The sequence below is a fragment of the Salegentibacter sp. genome (genome assembly GCF_036568425.1).
Lineage (GTDB): Bacteria > Bacteroidota > Bacteroidia > Flavobacteriales > Flavobacteriaceae > Salegentibacter.
On sequence record NZ_DATCSO010000024.1, the window covers coordinates 1 to 20,330 of the forward strand.

Here is a 20,330-nt window from a genome sequence, read left to right on the forward strand (position 1 = left end):
CCATCATTCCGAAGAGATTCAGACATCAATGTAAGTTTAGACTGATGGTCTCCCGAAACCGGAATACAGGTTGGGTGAATTTGCGTGAAAGAAGGATTGGCAAAATAAGCTCCTTTTTTGTGGATTTTCCAGGATGCAGTAACATTACTTCCCATTGCATTAGTTGAAAGGTAAAATACATTTCCGTAACCTCCTGAAGCTATAACCACAGCGTGTGCACTGTGTCTTTCAATTTCTCCCGAAACCAGGTCGCGGGCGATTATCCCTCTTGCTTTTCCGTCTACAATTACTAGATCAAGCATTTCATGACGGGTATAAGATTGGATCTTACCCCGGTTTATTTGCCGGTTCATGGCAGAATAAGCTCCTAAAAGCAACTGCTGCCCTGTTTGACCTTTGGCATAAAAAGTACGGGATACAAGCACCCCTCCAAAAGAGCGGTTATCGAGTAAGCCCCCGTATTCACGGGCAAAGGGAACTCCCTGTGCAACACATTGATCTATTATATTTCCTGAAACTTCGGCAAGGCGATACACGTTAGCTTCCCGCGAACGATAATCACCTCCTTTTATGGTATCATAGAATAAGCGATAATCTGAATCACCGTCTCCCTGATAGTTTTTTGAGGCATTAATTCCTCCCTGGGCAGCAATAGAGTGTGCTCTTCTTGGAGAATCCTGATAGCAAAACGTCTTAACATTATAACCAAGCTCGGCCAAAGTAGCAGCGGCACTGCCTCCGGCAAGTCCTGTCCCTATTACTATAACATCAATATTACGTTTGTTTGCCGGGTTCACCAGGTTAATATTATTCTTATGGTTTTCCCACTTTTCTTCAAGTGGTCCTGCCGGTATTTTTGATTCTAAAACTGACATAAATCTTACGTATTAAACGTTATTAAAATAGTGATACAGGGCTATAAATATAAAGCCTAAAGGAATAAGAATGGCGTAGGCCACTGTAAAACCTCTTAGGCCTTTGGCGTATTTATTCGCCCATCCCATAGATTGGAATGAGGATGAAAACCCGTGAAACATGTGAAGGCTTAAAAGAACAAAAGATAATACATATAATCCTGTTCTTACCGGAGACTCAAATTTGGCAACCGTTTCGTGGTAATACCTGAAAGGGTCTTCCGGATGGGACTCTACGTATTTGTGCACCATTTCAGGAATCCAGAAATCGTAAAAGTGAAGCCCTAAGAAAGCTAGAATAACCAGCCCGCTGTAAATCATATTTCGGGACATCCAACTGGAATTAGCACTACCATTAAAACGCACATAATTTATTGGCCTGGCGCTTCTGTTTTTGTACTCGAGAACAAATCCTAATACAAAATGCAAGATCACCCCTAAAATTAGAATAGGCTGTAAAAGAAACTGAATTAAAACGTTAGTTCCCATAAAATGGGAATATTCGTTAAAAACATCAGCACTAAATACAGAAGTGAAATTTATTATGAAATGTAGGAGTAAGAAAATTACAAGGAAAAGTCCCGATAAGGCCATAGCAACTTTTCTTGCTATTGAAGAATTAAGTATTCCACCCATTAGTTAAGTTATTTTATGAAGATTTTAACAACAAAAATACATTTTGAATTAATTACTCACAAACTTTCATTACTAATTCATCATCAATTTAGAATTAATTCAAAGAAGCATATAATTAGCCTGATCATTCTATTGAAAACCCTTTAAATATAAAGCAATTCACCTATTTTTCTTTTTGCAAAAACTTAACGCAAGTTGAAATCATTTTTAGTAATTTCAGTTAATAATTCAATCTAATCTTATTCCGAACCCATGGAATTTATAGACTACTACAAATTACTGGAACTGGACAAATCAGCTTCCCAGGCCGATATCAAAAAGGCTTATCGCAAATTGGCCAGGAAATATCATCCAGATCTTAACCCAAATAACAAAGAAGCCCAGGCAAGATTTCAACAAATAAACGAAGCGCATGAAGTTCTCAGCGATTCGGAGAAACGCAAAAAATATGATCAATACGGCAAAGACTGGGAACACGCCGACCAATATGAAGAAGCCAGAAGGCAGCAACAAGCTGCTGGTGGAGCAAGATATGGTGGAGGTTTTGGAGGTTACGGCGATTCCCGACAAAGAGGACAAGCCTACTCTGGTAATTTTGATGAAGATACTTTTTCAGATTTTTTTGAACAGATGTTTGGCAGTAGCGCCAGGGCTCATGGCTCAAGAAGACACAGCCATTTTAAAGGACAGGATTACAATGCCGAATTGGAATTAAACCTTAGTGACGTCTACACCAGTCAAAAACAAACCCTTACCATAAATGGTAAAAATATCAGGTTAACGATTCCGGCCGGAGTCGAAAATGGACAAACTATTAAAATTAAGGGACACGGTGGCCCAGGGGTTCAAGGTGGGCCAAGGGGTGATCTTTACATCACTTTTAAAATTATAAATAACACCACCTTTAAGCGGGAAAAAGAAAACCTCTATAGCACTGTAAACTTAAGCCTTTACACCGCAATACTTGGCGGGGAGATCACCATAGATACCTTTAACGGAAAGGTGAAACTTAAGGTGAAGCCAGAAACACAATCGGGCACCAGGGTAAAACTTAAGGGAAAAGGCTTTCCGAAGTATAAAAAAGAAAAACAGTATGGAGACCTGTACATCACGTACAAAATTGAAATGCCCACCAACCTCAGTGCTAAGGAAAAAGAACTTTTCAGGGAACTTCAAAAACTACGCTCATGAATTTAGAAGATCTAATACCTACCGAAGAAATTTGTACTCGCTACAAAGTGGAGCAAACTTTTATAAGCTCGCTTTCCCAAAGCGGCTTGATAAGAATCGTGACCGTGGAGAAATCGGAATATGTCCCAAGTGATGAAATAGCAGAATTCGAAAAATTACGACGTTTACATTATGAGTTAGACATCAACCTCGAAGGTCTTGAGGCTATCCAACATTTGCTTACCCAACTGGAAGAATTACAAAATCAAAATCGCAAACTCAAAAACCGTTTAGGATTATATGAATAATATCACCAGAGGGAATCGCAGTATTTCTTTTTACTCTCTTAGATATTGATAACTTTGTATGTCTGAACACAAACGACGTGATTACGCGTCTCAACACTTCTAATTATGAGATACGAACAAATAGACAAGAGCCTTTTTATAAAAAACCGTAAAAATTTTACGGATAAAATGAAACCTTCCAGCCTGGCGGTTTTTAATGCCAATGATATTTATCCCATTGGCGCAGACAGTACCATGCCTTTTCAACAAAACCGTGATCTTTTTTACCTAAGCGGAGTTGATCAGGAAGAAGCTATCCTGGTGCTATTTCCTGATGCCCCAAAACCGGAACACAAGGAAATGCTTTTCTTAACCGAAACCAATCCGCACATAGCAGTTTGGGAAGGCGAAAAACTCACTAAGGAGAAAGCCTTTGAAGTTAGCGGAATAAAAACCGTTTACTGGCTTCAGGATTTTGAAAAAATCTTTTTCGAAGTAATGTCACAGTGTGACACCATTTATTTCAACACCAACGAGCATTATCGCGCAAATGTTCAAACCGAAACCCGGGATGAGCGATTCATTAAAAAAACCAAGGAAAAATATCCTGCGCACCAGGTCGCTAAAAGCAACCCTATCCTGCAAAGGTTACGCTCGGTGAAAGACCCTATAGAATTAGATTTGATGCAGAAAGCCTGTGATATCACCGAAAAAGCTTTCCGCAGGGCACTAAAATTTACCAAACCCGGGGTTTGGGAACACGAGATCGAGGCCGAATACTGGCACGAAATGATTCGCAACCGTTCCCGTGGATTTGCTTATACGCCAATTATCGCAAGCGGAAATAATGCAAACGTTTTACATTATACCGAAAACGACCAGCAATGTAAAGCCGGAGATCTTATTTTGCTCGATACCGGGGCCGAATATGCAAATTATTCCAGCGATATGACCAGGACAATTCCAGTATCTGGAAAATATACAGACAGGCAGAAACAGATCTATAATGCGGTTAACCGCGTGAAAAAAGAAGCCACAAAATGGCTGGTACCCGGAACCATCTGGGCAGAATATCACAAAGAAGTTGGGAAATTGATGACTTCAGAGTTATTAGACCTTGGACTTCTGGATAAAGCTGATGTCCAAAATGAAAATCCTGACTGGCCCGCCTATAAAAAGTATTTTATGCATGGCACCGCTCACAATATCGGGCTTGACACCCACGATTACGGAATCCTCACCGAACCTATGAAAGCTAACCAGGTGTTCACCGTAGAACCCGGAATTTACCTGCCAGATGAAGGTTTTGGAATTCGACTGGAAGATGATGTGGTAATCCGGGAAAAGGGCGAACCTTTTAACCTTATGCGCAACATCCCTATAGAAATCGAGGAGATTGAAGAGATTATGAACTCATAAATTTTTCTTCGGAAACACCTATTTTTAAGCCACGGACTCCCAATTTATTTTGTGAATTCGTGGCTTTTTATTTTGAGGCACATCGATACCCGGCTTATGGAAATCAATCACAAAAACACCAGTATTCATTATGCTACCAAAGGAAGTGGCAATCCTCTTATCCTCCTGCATGGTTTTCTTGAATCTTTGGAGATCTGGAAGGATTTCCAGGACAAGCTTTCAGAAAAAAGACAGGTGGTTTGTATAGATCTTCCAGGTCACGGGAGATCGGGTTGTATAGACGCAATACATACAATGAGGGAAATGGCCCTTACTGTAAAAGCAGTCTTAGACATATTAAATATTGAAAAAGCTTTTTTTGCGGGTCACTCTATGGGAGGTTATGTAAATTTGGAATTTCAGAATATTTTTCCTACAATACCCACCGGTTTGGCACTAATAAATTCCACTCCTAAAGCAGATTCGGAAGAGCGCAGCATTAACCGTGATAAATCTACCCGGCTGGTTTCAAAGAACAAAGAAGCTTTTGTTAATATGGCGATCTCAAATTTATTGACGCCAGAAAATAACAAAAAATTCGAACCACAAGTGGACGAATTGAAACACCGGGCGCTTAATTTTCCAACAGAAGGAATTACAGCCGCTCTCCAGGGAATGAAAATTCGTGCTGACCACAGCCGTTTGCTCGAAAGCATTAAAAAACCGAAATATATTATTGCAGGTAAAAATGACCCTATACTGGACTACAAGGAAATTAAAAAGGTCTCAGCCATCTGCAAAACCAGGTTTTTGAGCTATCCCGATGGGCATTTGGCATTTATAGAAAACAAAAACGAATTAATGGAATTTTTGCATTTCATCGATTAATTCATACTTTTTGTCGAAAGTTTAACTTTTTTTTATAATTTAGTACTTACAGAAACAAGAAAATCAACCCTTTATGAAGAAAATTAACCCTAGCCTATTTTCGTTCGGAAAGGTATTTTGCAGCATTTTCGGACATAAACTAAGAGTATCAAAAAACGTCACCGATCACATTCATGAGTACGAATGTGATAAATGTGGTATGCAAATGACCGATACCGCCAATGGCTTTCTGGCCCGGTTAACGCCAAAATTCAAGGAAACAAACGAATATATTTCTAAAATACATAAAAAAAGAAAGCGCAAGCATTTTGCTCACGCTTCCTAATATTCTTTTTCAAAATTAAATTTTAAAATCTTATTCCATTTCCTGCTCGCTGGAATTATCATCTTTTTCTTCCATAGAATTCCAGCCACGGGCAATTAATGGGATCTTAGTGTTGGCACGGGTAATTAAGTGCATTCCTTCTTTTTCTTCAGTCATGTGACCTATTACAGTTAAGTGAGGGTTTGCCTTAATCTTATCGTAATCTTCCTGAGCTACGGTGAATAACAATTCATAATCCTCACCTCCACTTAGGGCAATGGTGGTGCTATCAATTTCAAATTCTTCACAAACCGAAATCACCGCAGGATCCAACGGAATTTTATCTTCATAAAGATTAGCTCCCACCTGAGAATTCTTGCATAAATGAATAACTTCAGAAGAGAGACCGTCAGAAATATCTATCATGGAAGTTGGTTTCACTCCCAATTCTTTCAGCAATGGCGGAATATCTTTTCTTGCTTCGGGTTTAAGTTGTCTTTCGATGAGATAGGTATATTGATCAAGATCTGGCTGGGCATTAGGATTAGCTTTAAAAACCTGCTTCTCACGTTCCAGAACCTGGAGGCCCATATAAGCAGCACCAAGATCCCCGGTTACCACCAGGAGATCATTTGGCCTGGCTCCACTCCGAAAAACCACATCTTCTTTTTCAGCAAATCCCAGGGCGGTTATACTAATTAAAAGTCCGGATGTAGAAGAAGTTGTATCCCCACCTACCACATCAATATTATAAATTTTGGAAGCCAGTTCTATTCCTGCATACAGCTCTTCCAGGGCTTCCACCGGGAAACGATTAGAAACCGCAATAGATACTGTTATTTGCGTAGCTTTCGCATTCATCGCGTACACATCAGATGCATTTACCATTACGGCTTTATACCCAAGATGTTTGAGCGGCATATAGGCAAGATCAAAATGCACACCTTCAACAAGAAGATCGGTAGTTACAATGCTATGTTTATTTTCAAAATTCAACACCGCGGCATCATCTCCAATGGCTTTTATAGTAGAAGTTAATTTTGGAGAGAAACTCCGGGTAAGATGTTCTATCAACCCAAATTCCCCTAATTCTGAAAGGTTTGTCTTTATTCCCTGACTATCATCAAACATATAGTAAAATTTTAATCTGCAAAATAAATGAATATTATCCAACTATAAGAATAAATCCAAATAGAATGAAAGAAAGGTCTTTTTTAAAAGTTATTGAATATCAGTTAAATAGATGATCATGTTTTTAAAAATCTTTAATTGGTAAGGCCTATTCTATCATTCTTAAAACAAATGCTGGCTCTATGGTAAAACGCCTGTTTTGTAGTATATTTGTCCTCAATTTAGAATTAATCTTGTTAAGCTATGATAAAAGTTAGCGAAGGTGCTAAAAAAAAGATTGCTGCTTTGATGGCCGAAGATGGTTTTGACAGTGTTCAGGACTTTGTTCGGGTTGGTGTTAAAAGCGGTGGCTGCTCAGGTTTGTCTTACGAATTAAATTTTGACAAAAATAAGGCCGAAGAAGATAAACTTTTTGAAGACAACGATATTAAGATCGTAGTTGACAAGCGTAGCGTTTTATATTTAGCCGGCACAGTTCTCGAATACTCCGGTGGACTTAATGGCAAGGGATTTGTATTTAATAATCCCAACGCTCAACGCACCTGCGGATGCGGGGAGAGTTTTTCCCTTTAAATTATTCAAAATTTAAATCCTGAATTTTTAAATTTTGAACCTTGAATTAATAATATTGAAATGGCATATACTGAAGACGATTTAAAAAAAGAGCTCGAAACAAAGGAATATGAGTATGGATTTTATACCGATATAGAATCTGATACCTTTCCTGTAGGTCTCAATGAAGACATTGTGAGAGCAATTTCAAAAAAGAAAGAAGAACCCGAATGGATGACCAATTGGCGCCTGGAGGCTTTTCGTGCCTGGGAGAAAATGGAAGAGCCTGAATGGGCTAATGTTCATTATGAAAAACCGAATTTTCAGAATATCTCATATTATTCGGCTCCCAATAAAAAACCTAAATATAACAGCATAGACGAAGTGGATCCTGAATTATTGGATACCTTCAAAAGGCTAGGCATTTCCCTTGATGAACAGAAAAAACTTGCCGGTGTGGCGGTAGATGTTGTTATGGACTCTGTATCTGTAACTACTACTTTCAAGAAAACACTTGCTGAAAAAGGAATTATTTTCTGTTCCATTTCTGAAGCTATTCAGGATCATCCGGAACTGGTTAAAAAATATATAGGCACAGTTGTACCAAAAACCGATAATTTTTATGCGGCATTAAACTCGGCTGTGTTTAGTGATGGCTCCTTCTGTTATATTCCGAAGGGAGTGAGATGCCCAATGGAACTTTCAACTTATTTCAGGATTAACCAGGCCGGAACCGGTCAATTTGAGCGCACTCTTGTAATTGCTGAGGATAGCAGTTACGTGAGCTACCTAGAAGGCTGTACCGCTCCTACCCGTGATGAAAACCAGTTGCACGCTGCGGTAGTTGAACTTATCGCCCTGGATAATGCCGAAATTAAATACAGCACCGTTCAAAACTGGTATCCCGGAAACAAGGAAGGAAAAGGAGGAGTTTATAATTTCGTAACCAAACGTGGACTTTGCGAAAAGAACGCCAAAATTTCGTGGACTCAAGTAGAAACAGGTTCTGCAGTTACCTGGAAATATCCATCCTGTGTTTTAAAGGGTGATAATTCCATTGGGGAATTCTACTCTATTGCGGTTACCAATAATTATCAACAAGCCGATACGGGTACCAAAATGATCCACCTTGGTAAAAACACCAAAAGTACAATTATCTCCAAGGGTATTTCGGCCGGGCAATCCCAGAATTCCTACCGCGGCTTGGTACAAATCAATGGCCGGGCAGAAAATGCAAGAAATTTTTCACAATGCGACTCCCTCTTAATGGGAAATAAATGTGGCGCTCATACCTTCCCTTATATTGAGGTTAAAAACAAATCGGCACAGGTAGAACACGAAGCAACGACCAGTAAGATTGGGGAAGACCAGATCTTCTACTGCAACCAGCGGGGTATTGATACCGAAAAGGCTATCGCCCTTATTGTAAATGGTTTCAGCAAAGAGGTTCTTAATAAATTACCCATGGAATTCGCAGTAGAAGCCCAGAAATTACTGGAAATCTCCTTAGAAGGTTCCGTAGGATAATGAATGAGATAATAGGAATCATGAAAAAGTTTTTACTAATACTCAGTGTTTTGATTTCTGCGGCTGCCTGCCAGGATGAAAGCCGGCAAGACCTTATAAACCCGCTTGAAACTGAAACCGAGCAAGACAGTATTCCAACTTTAACCGGAGAGATTATCTTTGTAGGTGATGCGGCGGTTTTTAGAGGAGACAATTTTGTCTATGGAGTAAAGATAGATTCTACAGCCCAGGTTCTGGCCGAGCAAATAAAACCTTATCAGAAAGAAGAGTTTGATATGGTTTCAGTAAAAATAAAAGGAAAAATAGCTCCAAGTTCAAACCAGGAGGGTTGGGATGAAGATATAGAAATAAGAGAAATAATTAAAATTCTGGAGCCCAGAGAGGATTCAGAAGATATTGAAGAATAATTAAATCTGTTTCGCCAGCAGCGGAATGCATACCTAGAATATATGCTTAAAATAAAGAATTTACACGCAAGTATAGACGATAAGGAAATCCTGAAAGGGATAAATCTTGAAATCAATCCCGGGGAGGTTCACGCGATTATGGGACCAAATGGATCAGGAAAAAGTACACTTTCTTCGGTTATCGCCGGTAAAGAAGAGTTTGACATGACTCAGGGAGAGATCATTTTCGAGGATCAGGAACTTTCTGACCTTGATCCTGAAGAAAGAGCTCACAAAGGTATTTTTCTATCTTTTCAGTATCCTATCGAGATCCCAGGAGTTTCAGTAACAAACTTTATGAAAGCGGCCATCAATGCTCACCGTAAAGCCAACGGTAAGGAAGATATGAAGGCAAACGAAATGCTAAAACTCATCAAAGAAAAATCTGAATTGCTGGAAATTGACCGCAAATTCCTTTCCCGATCTCTAAACGAAGGATTTTCGGGTGGTGAGAAGAAACGTAATGAAATCTTCCAAATGGCCGTACTTGAACCAAAACTGGCTATTCTTGATGAAACCGACTCAGGTTTGGATATTGACGCCTTAAAAGTTGTAGCAAAAGGAGTTAATAAGCTAAGAACCAAAGACAATGCAGTGTTATTGATCACTCATTACCAGCGATTATTAAATTATATCCAACCAGATTTTGTACATGTCTTAGTAGATGGGAAGATTGTCAAGTCTGGCGGCAAAGAACTTGCTCTGGAACTTGAAGAAAAAGGTTACGATTGGTTGAAACCGGAAATAGTTTAAAGCCCGGGTTTTAAACCTTAATATTAAAGTTACCATTTTCGCTAAGGCGAAAATGACAAATAGAATTTTGTGATGGAATTAAAAGATAAATTAGTGTCATCTTTTCTGGCCTTCGAAGAAGAGTTCGGTGGAGAGAATGATGATTTACATAACATAAGAAATCAGGCAATCCAGGATTTTGAGCGTATTGGTTTCCCGGCAAAGAAAGAAGAGGCCTGGAAATACACGTCTCTTAATTCGGTTTTAAAGCACGATTATAGCTTTTTTCCAAAAAAGGACGACAGCCTGGAATATCGCGATATTAAAGATTACCTAATCGATAATATTGATACTTATGATTTAGTCTTTGTGGATGGGGTTTATTCCTCTCATCTTTCACAGACCACCCACGATAAGATTGATGTATGCTTAATGTCTTCAGCATTATGCAAAGCTCCATATAAAACGGTTGTGGATAAATATTTCAATAAAATCGCTCCAAAAACAGGTTTGAATGCTCTAAATACAGCATTCACCCGCGAAGGAGCCTATATTCATATCCAGAAGAATAAAATGGCTGATAAGCCAATTCAGATCATAAATTTATCTACAGGAAAAGAAGCGGCAATGCTATTGCAGCCCCGAAACCTTATCGTGGTAGATGAAAATTCTCATGTTCAAATCATAGAAAGACACCAAAGCTTAACCGACAAGCCTGTGCTTACCAATGCAGTTACAGAGATCTTTGCAGGCAAGCGTGCGATTGTTGATTATTACAAGATCCAGAACGACTCTACTTCGGCTTCTCTTATAGATAACACCTTTATTGAACAGCAATCTGAAAGTTTCTGTTCGGTACATACTTTCTCTTTAGGCGGAAAATTAACCAGGAACAACCTGAATTTCTATCAAAAGGGAGAGCATATAGACTCCACATTAAAAGGAGTTACTCTCATTGAAGGTAAACAACATGTAGACCATAACACTTTAGTACACCATATTGAACCTAATTGCGAAAGCCACCAGGATTATAAAGGTATTTTTGATGGAAACGCCACCGGGGTATTCAACGGAAAGGTTTTGGTTGAAAAAGAAGCGCAGAAAACAAATGCCTATCAGTCTAACAATAATGTTTTACTAACAGAAAAAGCTACCATAAATTCAAAACCTCAGTTAGAGATCTTTGCAGATGATGTTAAATGTAGTCACGGTTGTACCATCGGGCAGCTGGACGAAGATGCATTATTTTATCTGAGATCCCGTGGAATTCCTAAAAGGGAGGCCCAGGGTCTTATGATGTATGCTTTTGCAAACAACGTACTTGAAAGCGTAAAAATCCCTGAATTAAAGAAAAGAATCAACAAGCTTATCGCAGAAAAACTTGGCGTTCAGGTAGGTTTCAACCTGTAATATTTCCGGTATTTTCAGGTTTAATTATCCTAAAAAAGAGAACACATGAACCCGACTACTGAAAATATAGCTTTTGACATCGAAAAAATAAGAAAAGATTTTCCTATTCTTCAAAGGGAGGTCAATGGCTATCCATTGGTCTATCTGGATAATGCTGCTACCTCACAAACCCCACAGCAGGTGATAGACGTAATCGTTGATTATTATTCCAATTACAACGCGAATATTCACCGGGGAGTACACAGCCTGTCCCAGGAAGCTACAGAAAAATACGAGCAGGCAAGAAGAAGTCTCCAAAAACATTTTAACGCCAAAAACCCCTATGAAATCATTTTCACCTCGGGAACGACCCACGGCATAAATCTTATCGCCAGTGGTTTTGCTTCTCTTTTACAGAAAGGTGATGAGATTCTGGTTTCGGCATTGGAGCATCATTCAAATATTGTACCCTGGCAAATGCTTTGCGAAAAAACAGGAGCAGTTTTGAAAGTGATTCCTATGAACGAGGAAGGAGCCCTTATTTACAGCGATTTTGAAGAGATGATTTCAGATAAAACAAAAGTCGTTTTTCTCAATCACGTATCTAACGCGCTGGGAACCATAAATCCGATCAAAAATATTATCGATAAGGCGCATTCTTATGGAGCAGCTGTATTAATAGATGGCGCACAGGCCGCTCCACACATCAAAGCTGATGTTCAGGAGCTAGATGTAGACTTCTATGTGGTTTCAGCTCATAAAATGTGTGGCCCCACCGGAGTTGGTATGCTCTACGGTAAAGAAGAATGGCTGAAAAAGCTTCCTCCCTATCAGGGTGGTGGTGAGATGATCGCAAGTGTTAGTTTTGAGAAAACCACCTATGCCGATCTTCCTCATAAATTCGAGGCCGGCACCCCAAACATTTGTGGAGGAATAGCCTTTGGAGCAGCTGTGGATTATATGAATTCTATTGGACTTAAAAAAATTGCAGCCTATGAACAGGAATTGCTTGAATATGCTACGGGAAAACTCCTCGAAATTGAAGGCATGAAGATTTACGGCACCTCAAGGGAAAAAACTGCTGTGATCTCCTTTAATATTGAAGGGCTTCATCCGTATGATATTGGCACTTTACTCGACAAAATGGGTATAGCGGTGAGAACCGGTCATCATTGTGCACAACCAATTATGGATTTCTATAAAATTCCTGGTACAGTGCGAGCCTCCTTTTCTTTTTACAATACCAAGGAGGAAATAGATCGTTTTATCGCAGGGGTTAAAAAAGCAAAAATGATGCTTTCGTGAAGAAACTAGTATTGGTTCTTAGTTTCAGGCTTCAGATTTTTTTTGAGGAAATCTCTTTATTCAGGAGTTGAATGCTAAGAAACAACAATTTTCAATCAGCCATCGAGCACAAAGTTTCCTGGGAGGAAAAGATGGAATATAAAGAAAGCTGTAGATTCTTCCGCAGATAAGAAAGCTTAGGATTCAGAGAAGAATTGATATTTTTGTCTATAGAAATAACGAGCTTCTAAAGCTCCAAAAAGAAGGAAAGTGAGTAAAATAAAAGAAATACAAGAAGAGATCGTAGATGAATTTGCAATGTTTGACGACTGGATGCAGCGCTACGAATATATGATCGAGCTTGGCAAAAATCTGCCGCTGATCGAGGAAAAATACAAGACCGATGAAAACCTTATAAAAGGTTGCCAGAGCAAAGTTTGGGTGCACGCCGAACTGGAAGGCGACAAATTGGTATTCACTGCCGATAGTGATGCCATAATAACTAAGGGTATAGTCGCAATTCTAATCAGGGCATTTTCCAATCAGCATCCGGCAGATATCATCGAGGCCGATACAAAATTCATTGACGATATAGGCCTGAAAGAACATCTTTCACCAACCCGTGCTAATGGACTGGTAAGTATGATCAAACAACTTAAAATGTATGCAGTGGCATACCAAACCCAATTAAATTAAGATGGAACAGGAAATAGACACTCAGGAACTGGGCGAAAAAATCGTAAAGGTTTTAAAAACCATTTATGACCCGGAAATCCCTGTAGATATATATGAATTAGGCTTGATATACGACGTAATGGTAAACACCGATAGCGAAGTAAAGATACTAATGACGCTTACCACACCAAACTGCCCGGTAGCAGAATCACTGCCTATGGAAGTAGAGGAACGTGTAAAATCACTGGATATGGTAAAAGATGCAGAGGTAGAGATCACCTTTGACCCACCATGGACCCAGGATCTAATGAGCGAAGAAGCAAAACTGGAATTGGGCTTACTTTAAAGAAAATCATTTATGCCTGAAGAGATAATTAACCGCGTAGCCAACAGCAAATTAATCACCTTTAACCTGGAAGATCACTATCCGGAAGGGGAACGGGTACTTTTTGACATTAAAGAATGGTTGCTGGATGGTTTTGTACTCAGGGAAAAAGATTTTAGGGAACAGGCCAAAGCCTATGATTGGAGTAAATACGACGGCCAATATGTCGCCTTAACCTGCTCCAGCGATGCGATTATTCCTGCCTGGGCTTTTATGCTCCTGGCAACTTATCTTCAGCCATATGCAAAAAAAGTAGTTACCGGGGACCTGGAAACTCTTGAAAGCATTTTATATGCCGAGATCATAGAAAAACTAGATCTTAGTGAACTAAAAGACAAACCGGTAATTGTAAAAGGTTGTTCTCACAAACCTGTACCAAAAAATGCCTATCTTCTTCTAATAGAGAAACTTCAGCCCATTGTAAAAAGTTTGATGTATGGGGAAGCCTGTTCATCGGTTCCCCTGTATAAAAAAACTAAAGGTTAATTACGATTATCAAAGTCATTTCCGCGAAAGTGGAAATCTCAAAATTATTTTTCAGTAACTTAACAAGTGGAATTCTAAATACTTATCGATGAAAAAAATTATATTTTTCCTGGCCTTTCTTGCCGGGATTTTCAATTTAACAGCCCAGGAAGAAGAGCAGGAAGAACAAAAAGAAGGCTGGACGAAGGAAGGTAATTTTGCGCTTCTTTTCAACCAGTCGGCCTTCAATGATGAGTGGACCGGTGGAGGTACTTCAAACATCGCCGGAAATCTATTACTTAATTACAATTTCAATTATTTAAGAGACGATATTACCTGGGATAATAAGTTTATCCTTGATTACGGGTTGACCAAGCAACGCAGCGATGACTTTGCCAGAAAGACCAGCGACAGACTTGAATTCAATTCTATTGCCGGGAAGCAAGTCGAAGAATCCAACTGGTTTTACTCACTTTTTCTGAATTTCAGGACCCAGATCACTACAGGTTATAGATACAGTGAAGATGCCGAGACAGGAGAAACTATAAGAACCGAATATACCAATCTGCTTTCACCCGCCTACCTTCAATTTGGGCCAGGGATGCTTTGGAAAAAAAACGAAGATCTTTACGTAAATATTTCGCCCACAACAGGAAGAATGATCCTGGTAGATTCAGATTTCACCTCAGCACCCGGTTATGTTGACGGGGATTATTTTGGGGTTGACGCTGAAAAATCTACCCGATGGGAAGTTGGCGCCTCTGTTTCGGCCTATGCAAAATTCAGCATTATAGAAAATGTATCGATGGAAAATCTACTGAATCTTTATTCCAACTACCTCGAAGATCCAAAGAATGTAGATATAGATTACACGATGAACATGAATATGAAGATCAATGATTATCTTTCGACCAACCTCATCTTCCAGGCCATCTACGATGATAACGCGGTAAAAGGTTTTCAGATTCGTGAAGTATTCGGATTAGGCTTGAATTACGCTTTTTAAGAACAATTGTAATTTTAGCAATAAACTAAACCTGCTATGCCGAAGCAACTCTGGAATTTAAATTTTCGCCTTGTCTTCGTTAAATTTATGTTGAATTAAAAGTAGGAAAATCTGCAGTACAGATCTATTCTGTAACTTTGTAAATATGATTGAAAAAACCGATTTAACCCACGAGAAAGCCGTTTTAATAGGGATAGTAACCCAGCATCAGGATGAAGATAAGCTGGAGGAATATCTCGATGAACTGGAGTTTCTCACTTATACGGCGGGTGGGGAAGTTGTGAAACGTTTCAGCCAGAAGCTGGACACCCCAAATCCCAAAACTTTTATTGGTTCAGGAAAAATGAATGAAGTACGTGAATTCGTGGAAGAATACGAGATAGGTACTGCTATTTTTGATGATGAACTCTCCCCTGCACAACAAAAAAACATAGAAAAGATTCTAAAATGCAAGGTTCTGGATAGAACTACCCTTATCCTTGATATTTTCGCGCAGCGTGCACAAACAAGTTACGCCCGTACCCAGGTAGAACTTGCGCAATACGAATATCTGTTACCGCGTCTTGCAGGAATGTGGACTCACCTTGAACGCCAACGTGGGGGTATCGGAATGCGTGGTCCCGGGGAAACCGAGATCGAGACAGACCGTCGTATTGTAAGAGATAAGATCGCTTTACTTAAGAAAAAACTGGCAACCATAGACAAGCAAATGGAAGTTCAGCGTGGAAACCGCGGGCAGCTTGTTCGGGTTGCTTTAGTGGGGTACACCAACGTTGGAAAATCTACCCTAATGAATACCATAAGTAAAAGTGAGGTTTTTGCTGAAAACAAGCTTTTCGCAACCCTGGATACCACGGTAAGGAAAGTAGTAATCAGGAATCTGCCTTTCCTGCTTACCGACACCGTTGGATTTATACGGAAACTGCCCACCCAGTTGGTAGAATCCTTTAAATCTACACTTGATGAGGTTCGTGAAGCAGACCTGTTATTACATGTAGTGGACATCTCCCATCCAAATTTTGAAGACCATATTGAATCGGTTAACCAGATTTTGAGTGAGATAAAAAGTAATGACAAGCCAACAATCATGGTCTTTAATAAGATAGACCAATATAAGGCTGAGGAAATTGAAGAAGACGATCTTACCACAGAGAGAACTTCTGTTCACTATAGCCTAAAGGAATGGAAGAAAACCTGGATGAGCCGCATGGGAGATAATGTTCTTTTTATTTCAGCACTTAACAAGGAAAACATGGAAGAATTCAGGAAAAAGGTTTATGAAGCGGTTAGACAAATTCATATCACCCGGTTTCCTTATAATAACTTCCTTTATCCCGAATATGATAAATATGGAGAAGAAAAAGAATAATAATTCCTCTATCATTTTTTAAAAATTTCAGAACCTCTTTTTAAGAGGTTTTTTTTATTGAATTATTGTAAATTAGATGGAAACCAACAATTTACATTATGAAAAGATTACTTTTTTTATCACTCTTGTTTTGCTTTGGATTCATTTCTGCACAAGACATTGAAGGTTCCTGGAAACTGGTTCATATGAACGGGGAAGATATCACCAACAGAGAAGTGATAAGGATCTACCAGGATGGATATTTCGCTCATGGCGTTAGATCTCTTCCAGGTAATAATTTCATGAGTGCCGCAGGGGGCAAGTTTACACTCAGTGATGATGAAACTCTAAGTGAAAAAAGAGATTTTGATACTGCTGATCCTGATGCGATTGGAGTGGAAAACGACTTTAATATTTCCTGGGATGGTGAAGATAAATTCCAAGTCAGCGATGGCATACACACCAAAGTCTGGGAACGGGTATCAGATAAAAGTGATGACCTTACGGGGAACTGGGTAATTACGGGTCGTAAAAGGAATGGGGAGTTGAAGACTATGACCCCCGGAGATCGCCGTACGGTCAAAATATTAGGCGGCGGACGCTTCCAGTGGATTGCTTTTAATTCGGCTACTAAAGAATTCAGCGGTACAGGAGGTGGCACTTATTCCGCAGAAAATGGAATATACACTGAGAATATTAAATTTTTCTCCAGGGATGACAACAGGGTAGGCGCCAGTCTTGAATTTGAATATGAAGTTAAGGACGGAAAATGGCATCATAAAGGCACCAGCTCAAAAGGTAATCCCATATATGAGATATGGGCTCCATATTCAGAAGCCTATCAGGAATAAGACATTAAATTACCTAATAAAAAGGAAAGCGATCTGAATCAGATCGCTTTCCTTTTTATTTATCTATACAATAAAGCCCTGTCTGGCAAATAAAATTCCCCCGGCGGATAAGCCTTCAAGACAAAACTTAAACTAACATCCTTTGGATGGTATTGCAGCCTAATCCTTCCGGAAGTTGCACTGTATCCGCTTTCAATAGTGCCATCGTAAATATTCCTGGCTATTTTGATAAGCTTTATGCTATAATCGTTTTCCCTCTTCTGGCAATCCATCTTTTCTCCGCTACGAAATACAGAACAATGTTTTCCTCTTATCTTGTTACCATCGATATACTCGAGGGTAAGCTCGAAGTTATCTTCCCCATTGGGTGAAGTCCATCGCCAGGTTCCTTCAAGATCCTGTGTTTGTTGGGCACAAAGTCCCATACTAAAAAATAGAATAAAGAGCAAAAAATGAAGTTTCATTGGTTGGTAAAATTAGTTCATACACAAGCTGAATTTGAATAATAATTCTTCAATTTACGCAAAAAATTAATGCCCCGTAATACGAATATTATCAATATCGTAAGTGGTCGTTTTATCGGGTGCTAATCCCAAATACCTGAAAGCGAAATTTATTCTCCCATCCAAACAGGAAATATCCAATTCGGATTTCAAATATTTTTTACCGTACTGATTTGAAGGCCCTACCGGAATCTTTGCATCCAAAAGCAACCAATCGGTGGTCAAAGGATTTCCCGAATATTCATTAGTAATTAACACTTCCAGTATGGTCGCATTATCGTAGGAGGCCATGATTTCAAAGGAAAGCATCTCTAAGGAGGAATTGGTTAAATCTACAGGTGGACTCACCAACCAGGCTTCCAGGGGGCTTTCATCCGTATTAAAAGCGGAGATCCTTATATACCGGTCGCCATCAAAAGTTCCCGGTTTAAAGCTTTCACTACCACCGTTTACATTCAAATTTGTCCAGTCTTCGGCCTCGAGTTTTTCTTTACTGGTGATGTTAGTGAAATTCTCTTCAAAAATAATTTCCGGTCCGGCTGAGAGAACATCTCCACAAGAAAAAAAATCGGGATCACAACGTTCTCCATTAAAATGAATGGCGTCAGGAGTATTGATAGCAACCACAAAAAAGTCGTCGTAAAAATTTCGGGAGAGCACACCTTCTATACTCCCTGATCCCTGCGGAAGTAAAAGCGATTTGAAATCGGAAAAGGTGCTGCTGGATAAGATGGTGGTTGCACCGGTAACACAACTTTCCAATTGACGCTCGCCATCATACTGATCAGTTTGTTCCCCGGCAAAAGTAAATCGCAGGTCATTTCTCACCAGATTTCTGTTGAACTGAACATTTTCAAGACGAATGTATAAATTAAGATGTTGAATGCTGAATTCAGAAATATCCAAAGCATAGGCTATGATTTCCGCGGTTTCTGTAGTTCTGATAAGGTGTTCGTCTATCAGGGAGTTAGGTATGGCTACCACGTCACCTCTATTTTGCTTTCCAAGCTGAATTACTCCGTTATTTTGCCATAGGCTTAGCCCGTCCAGTTTTACGTATATTTTCCTTCCAAAATTAAAGCTTTCGAAGAGCGAGTTATCATCTACAAGAATTAAAATCCCTGCCGTAGGGTCCATCGGGCGATCCTGTAAAGCAAGCTCTTTATAAAAATTCCCGCCTTCATCACTGGAAACCACGTAGGCTTCCATATAAGTTTCTGTTTCTGAAAAAGTGTATATCTCATTATTTTCAGGATCAAAAAGATTTTTTACCGCTGCAATGGTGGTGACATTTCCATTTAATGAAAAATCTTCTATTTCAACATTCGGGATTTCAAAATCGTCAGTCTTTACGCAGGAAATCAGAGAAAATCCTAAAAAGCCCAGTATAAAAAATGTTTTCATCTCTCTCATCTGTTTATATTTATTATCCCAATTGAGTATTCAGGCCAACCAACTTATCTTATTCCTCCTGATTTAATTGGGACAAGTTAATTGTTGCCAATTTTTGGGTCCGACAGCCTGCCGGTTTCATCTATTTTTTCTTTAAAATCTGACATAAAAATTCGCATAATAGCTTGCTCCCGTACCATACCAGTATTTAGGATTAAAGATTGGATAATCCCGTTCTTTATCGGTTTTTAAGGTTCTGTAATTAGCATTTCGGGACTGCTCAAATCCGCCGGTTTTATATAGCTCGTCAAAAATATTGTTCAGGCTTATGAAAAACCCGAGGTACTTTCCCTTTACCAACCAGGATTTTCCACCAATTACGTTCACCAAGAAATATTCAGAAAACTGCTCTTGTTTCAGTAATTCCCTGGCAATATCTTCATCATAATTAAGCAAAGGCAGACCATCTGAATCAAGTTTAAAATTCGCCGTACGGGTTAGGGGACTTATATCCAGAAAAGCATGCGAGAAAAAATTAACGGTAGTTCCAAACCACCAAAAGCCTGGATCCCGATATTCAAAACCAATTTGTGCAGCTCGTTGCGGTCCACCAGCAATTCGGTAATTTTTGAGATAAGAAGTACCGTAGTGTACAGCATCTTCAAAATCATCTGATGTTAAATATAAATAAGGATTGTTGCTATAGGTATATTGGCCTACAGCGGCTGCCGCTTTAAGCTTTATAGTTGTTGTAACTTGAGATGCCACTCCAAATTCGACACCAAGATGACGTTTGCCTATTCCAGAGAGTATTTCCTGTACAAAAGCTGTGGTACTGGTTCTTCCCAGGCCCGAAAGACCATCTGCATAATAAAACGAGATTTCGGTAGCATCCTTTATTTGGGTGAAATATCCCGTAAGTCTTGTTTTTAATTTTGGAGCCTGATACCGATAACTAAAGTCTGCGGAATAGATCTTTTCTGTTTCCAATCCCACCACTGTTTCATTGTTCTGACGGGAATTGGAAAAGGAGTTCCGCATATTGGG

At 39.3% G+C, this 20,330-nt stretch carries 22 protein-coding genes and 1 pseudogene; 17 read left to right on the forward strand and 6 right to left on the reverse strand.

What is annotated here, in order from left to right:
- Both VIM94_RS02625 and VIM94_RS02630 read right to left on the reverse strand, forming a co-directional pair.
- The coding region (locus VIM94_RS02625) for an FAD-binding protein (protein WP_332037739.1) at positions 1-875 on the reverse strand (875 nt) is incomplete at its 3' end.
- Positions 876-887: 12 nt separating this feature from the next.
- Positions 888-1,550 (reverse strand): succinate dehydrogenase cytochrome b subunit, encoded by a 663-nt coding sequence (locus VIM94_RS02630; RefSeq protein WP_332037740.1) that lies wholly within the window; start codon positions 1,548-1,550, stop codon positions 888-890.
- A 252-nt stretch (positions 1,551-1,802) separates the two neighbouring features.
- Here VIM94_RS02630 and VIM94_RS02635 point away from each other — a divergent pair, with 252 nt between their 5' ends.
- The 5 genes from VIM94_RS02635 (at position 1,803) to VIM94_RS02655 (ending at position 5,618) form a co-directional block, all read left to right on the forward strand.
- Positions 1,803-2,741: a J domain-containing protein gene (locus VIM94_RS02635; protein ID WP_332037741.1), complete on the forward strand. Its 939-nt coding sequence runs from the start codon at positions 1,803-1,805 to the stop codon at positions 2,739-2,741.
- Positions 2,738-3,028: a chaperone modulator CbpM gene (locus tag VIM94_RS02640; protein WP_332037742.1), complete on the forward strand. Its 291-nt coding sequence runs from the start codon at positions 2,738-2,740 to the stop codon at positions 3,026-3,028. The genes VIM94_RS02635 and VIM94_RS02640 overlap by 4 nt, the downstream gene beginning before the upstream one ends.
- 105 nt (positions 3,029-3,133) lie before the next feature.
- Entirely contained in the window at positions 3,134-4,426 is a 1,293-nt protein-coding gene (locus VIM94_RS02645) for an aminopeptidase P family protein (protein WP_332037743.1), read from the forward strand.
- Positions 4,427-4,522: 96 nt separating this feature from the next.
- Positions 4,523-5,293, forward strand: a complete 771-nt coding sequence (locus VIM94_RS02650) for an alpha/beta hydrolase (RefSeq protein ID WP_332037744.1) — start codon at positions 4,523-4,525, stop codon at positions 5,291-5,293.
- A 73-nt stretch (positions 5,294-5,366) separates the two neighbouring features.
- Positions 5,367-5,618, forward strand: a complete 252-nt coding sequence (locus tag VIM94_RS02655; protein ID WP_332037745.1) for a hypothetical protein — start codon at positions 5,367-5,369, stop codon at positions 5,616-5,618.
- A gap of 30 nt (positions 5,619-5,648) precedes the next feature.
- On the opposite strand, the gene thiL is transcribed toward VIM94_RS02655, so the two are convergent.
- Positions 5,649-6,728, reverse strand: coding sequence for a thiamine-phosphate kinase (thiL, locus tag VIM94_RS02660; protein WP_332037746.1), 1,080 nt, complete (start codon positions 6,726-6,728; stop codon positions 5,649-5,651).
- A 243-nt stretch (positions 6,729-6,971) separates the two neighbouring features.
- On the opposite strand from thiL, the gene VIM94_RS02665 reads away from it, so the two are divergent.
- The 12 genes from VIM94_RS02665 to VIM94_RS02720 all read left to right on the forward strand — a co-directional run bounded on the left by VIM94_RS02665 (position 6,972) and on the right by VIM94_RS02720 (position 17,388).
- Positions 6,972-7,301 carry an iron-sulfur cluster assembly accessory protein gene (locus VIM94_RS02665; RefSeq protein WP_332037747.1) on the forward strand — a complete coding sequence of 110 codons (330 nt, stop codon included), beginning with the start codon at positions 6,972-6,974 and terminating at the stop codon, positions 7,299-7,301.
- Between the two features lie 60 nt (positions 7,302-7,361).
- Positions 7,362-8,807: a Fe-S cluster assembly protein SufB gene (gene sufB / locus VIM94_RS02670; RefSeq protein WP_332037748.1), complete on the forward strand. Its 1,446-nt coding sequence runs from the start codon at positions 7,362-7,364 to the stop codon at positions 8,805-8,807.
- A gap of 20 nt (positions 8,808-8,827) precedes the next feature.
- Positions 8,828-9,214, forward strand: coding sequence for a hypothetical protein (locus VIM94_RS02675; protein ID WP_332037749.1), 387 nt, complete (start codon positions 8,828-8,830; stop codon positions 9,212-9,214).
- A 42-nt stretch (positions 9,215-9,256) separates the two neighbouring features.
- Positions 9,257-10,006, forward strand: coding sequence for a Fe-S cluster assembly ATPase SufC (gene sufC / locus VIM94_RS02680; RefSeq protein WP_332037750.1), 750 nt, complete (start codon positions 9,257-9,259; stop codon positions 10,004-10,006).
- A 72-nt stretch (positions 10,007-10,078) separates the two neighbouring features.
- Positions 10,079-11,395: a Fe-S cluster assembly protein SufD gene (gene sufD, locus VIM94_RS02685; RefSeq protein ID WP_332037759.1), complete on the forward strand. Its 1,317-nt coding sequence runs from the start codon at positions 10,079-10,081 to the stop codon at positions 11,393-11,395.
- A 45-nt stretch (positions 11,396-11,440) separates the two neighbouring features.
- Positions 11,441-12,679, forward strand: coding sequence for a cysteine desulfurase (locus VIM94_RS02690; protein ID WP_332037751.1), 1,239 nt, complete (start codon positions 11,441-11,443; stop codon positions 12,677-12,679).
- A 297-nt stretch (positions 12,680-12,976) separates the two neighbouring features.
- Positions 12,977-13,354: a SufE family protein gene (locus tag VIM94_RS02695; RefSeq protein ID WP_414707144.1), complete on the forward strand. Its 378-nt coding sequence runs from the start codon at positions 12,977-12,979 to the stop codon at positions 13,352-13,354.
- A 1-nt stretch (position 13,355) separates the two neighbouring features.
- Complete coding sequence (locus VIM94_RS02700; protein ID WP_093407639.1) at positions 13,356-13,679, forward strand: SUF system Fe-S cluster assembly protein; 324 nt, start codon at positions 13,356-13,358, stop codon at positions 13,677-13,679.
- A gap of 12 nt (positions 13,680-13,691) precedes the next feature.
- Complete coding sequence (locus VIM94_RS02705) at positions 13,692-14,204, forward strand: DUF2480 family protein (protein ID WP_332037753.1); 513 nt, start codon at positions 13,692-13,694, stop codon at positions 14,202-14,204.
- Between the two features lie 88 nt (positions 14,205-14,292).
- Positions 14,293-15,189 carry a DUF3078 domain-containing protein gene (locus tag VIM94_RS02710; RefSeq protein WP_332037754.1) on the forward strand — a complete coding sequence of 299 codons (897 nt, stop codon included), beginning with the start codon at positions 14,293-14,295 and terminating at the stop codon, positions 15,187-15,189.
- 145 nt (positions 15,190-15,334) lie between these two features.
- Positions 15,335-16,558: a GTPase HflX gene (gene hflX / locus VIM94_RS02715; protein ID WP_332037755.1), complete on the forward strand. Its 1,224-nt coding sequence runs from the start codon at positions 15,335-15,337 to the stop codon at positions 16,556-16,558.
- Between the two features lie 98 nt (positions 16,559-16,656).
- On the forward strand, positions 16,657-17,388 hold the full coding sequence (locus tag VIM94_RS02720) for a hypothetical protein (protein WP_332037756.1): 732 nt from the start codon (positions 16,657-16,659) through the stop codon (positions 17,386-17,388).
- Between the two features lie 59 nt (positions 17,389-17,447).
- Here the strand turns inward: VIM94_RS02720 and VIM94_RS02725 are convergent, their stop codons facing one another.
- From VIM94_RS02725 to VIM94_RS02735, 3 genes and pseudogenes are all read right to left on the reverse strand, one after another.
- Complete coding sequence (locus VIM94_RS02725) at positions 17,448-17,852, reverse strand: hypothetical protein (RefSeq protein WP_332037757.1); 405 nt, start codon at positions 17,850-17,852, stop codon at positions 17,448-17,450.
- Between the two features lie 66 nt (positions 17,853-17,918).
- A complete protein-coding gene (locus VIM94_RS02730; protein WP_332037758.1) occupies positions 17,919-19,295 on the reverse strand; it encodes a DUF5689 domain-containing protein in 1,377 nt (458 codons plus the stop codon).
- Between the two features lie 141 nt (positions 19,296-19,436).
- Positions 19,437-20,330, reverse strand: a pseudogene (locus tag VIM94_RS02735) (TonB-dependent receptor); the annotation flags it as partial.

Bases quoted from the DNA above. Each gene is read 5' to 3' on its own strand.
- VIM94_RS02630 (WP_332037740.1), bottom strand. From the start codon at position 1,550: ATGGGTGGAATACTTAATTCTTCAATAGCAAGAAAAGTTGCTATGGCC.
- VIM94_RS02635 (WP_332037741.1), top strand. From the start codon at position 1,803: ATGGAATTTATAGACTACTACAAATTACTGGAACTGGACAAATCAGCT.
- VIM94_RS02640 (WP_332037742.1), top strand. From the start codon at position 2,738: ATGAATTTAGAAGATCTAATACCTACCGAAGAAATTTGTACTCGCTAC.
- VIM94_RS02645 (WP_332037743.1), top strand. From the start codon at position 3,134: ATGAGATACGAACAAATAGACAAGAGCCTTTTTATAAAAAACCGTAAA.
- VIM94_RS02650 (WP_332037744.1), top strand. From the start codon at position 4,523: ATGGAAATCAATCACAAAAACACCAGTATTCATTATGCTACCAAAGGA.
- VIM94_RS02655 (WP_332037745.1), top strand. From the start codon at position 5,367: ATGAAGAAAATTAACCCTAGCCTATTTTCGTTCGGAAAGGTATTTTGC.
- thiL (WP_332037746.1), bottom strand. From the start codon at position 6,728: ATGTTTGATGATAGTCAGGGAATAAAGACAAACCTTTCAGAATTAGGG.
- VIM94_RS02665 (WP_332037747.1), top strand. From the start codon at position 6,972: ATGATAAAAGTTAGCGAAGGTGCTAAAAAAAAGATTGCTGCTTTGATG.
- sufB (WP_332037748.1), top strand. From the start codon at position 7,362: ATGGCATATACTGAAGACGATTTAAAAAAAGAGCTCGAAACAAAGGAA.
- VIM94_RS02675 (WP_332037749.1), top strand. From the start codon at position 8,828: ATGAAAAAGTTTTTACTAATACTCAGTGTTTTGATTTCTGCGGCTGCC.
- sufC (WP_332037750.1), top strand. From the start codon at position 9,257: ATGCTTAAAATAAAGAATTTACACGCAAGTATAGACGATAAGGAAATC.
- sufD (WP_332037759.1), top strand. From the start codon at position 10,079: ATGGAATTAAAAGATAAATTAGTGTCATCTTTTCTGGCCTTCGAAGAA.
- VIM94_RS02690 (WP_332037751.1), top strand. From the start codon at position 11,441: ATGAACCCGACTACTGAAAATATAGCTTTTGACATCGAAAAAATAAGA.
- VIM94_RS02695 (WP_414707144.1), top strand. From the start codon at position 12,977: ATGTTTGACGACTGGATGCAGCGCTACGAATATATGATCGAGCTTGGC.
- VIM94_RS02700 (WP_093407639.1), top strand. From the start codon at position 13,356: ATGGAACAGGAAATAGACACTCAGGAACTGGGCGAAAAAATCGTAAAG.
- VIM94_RS02705 (WP_332037753.1), top strand. From the start codon at position 13,692: ATGCCTGAAGAGATAATTAACCGCGTAGCCAACAGCAAATTAATCACC.
- VIM94_RS02710 (WP_332037754.1), top strand. From the start codon at position 14,293: ATGAAAAAAATTATATTTTTCCTGGCCTTTCTTGCCGGGATTTTCAAT.
- hflX (WP_332037755.1), top strand. From the start codon at position 15,335: ATGATTGAAAAAACCGATTTAACCCACGAGAAAGCCGTTTTAATAGGG.
- VIM94_RS02720 (WP_332037756.1), top strand. From the start codon at position 16,657: ATGAAAAGATTACTTTTTTTATCACTCTTGTTTTGCTTTGGATTCATT.
- VIM94_RS02725 (WP_332037757.1), bottom strand. From the start codon at position 17,852: ATGAAACTTCATTTTTTGCTCTTTATTCTATTTTTTAGTATGGGACTT.
- VIM94_RS02730 (WP_332037758.1), bottom strand. From the start codon at position 19,295: ATGAAAACATTTTTTATACTGGGCTTTTTAGGATTTTCTCTGATTTCC.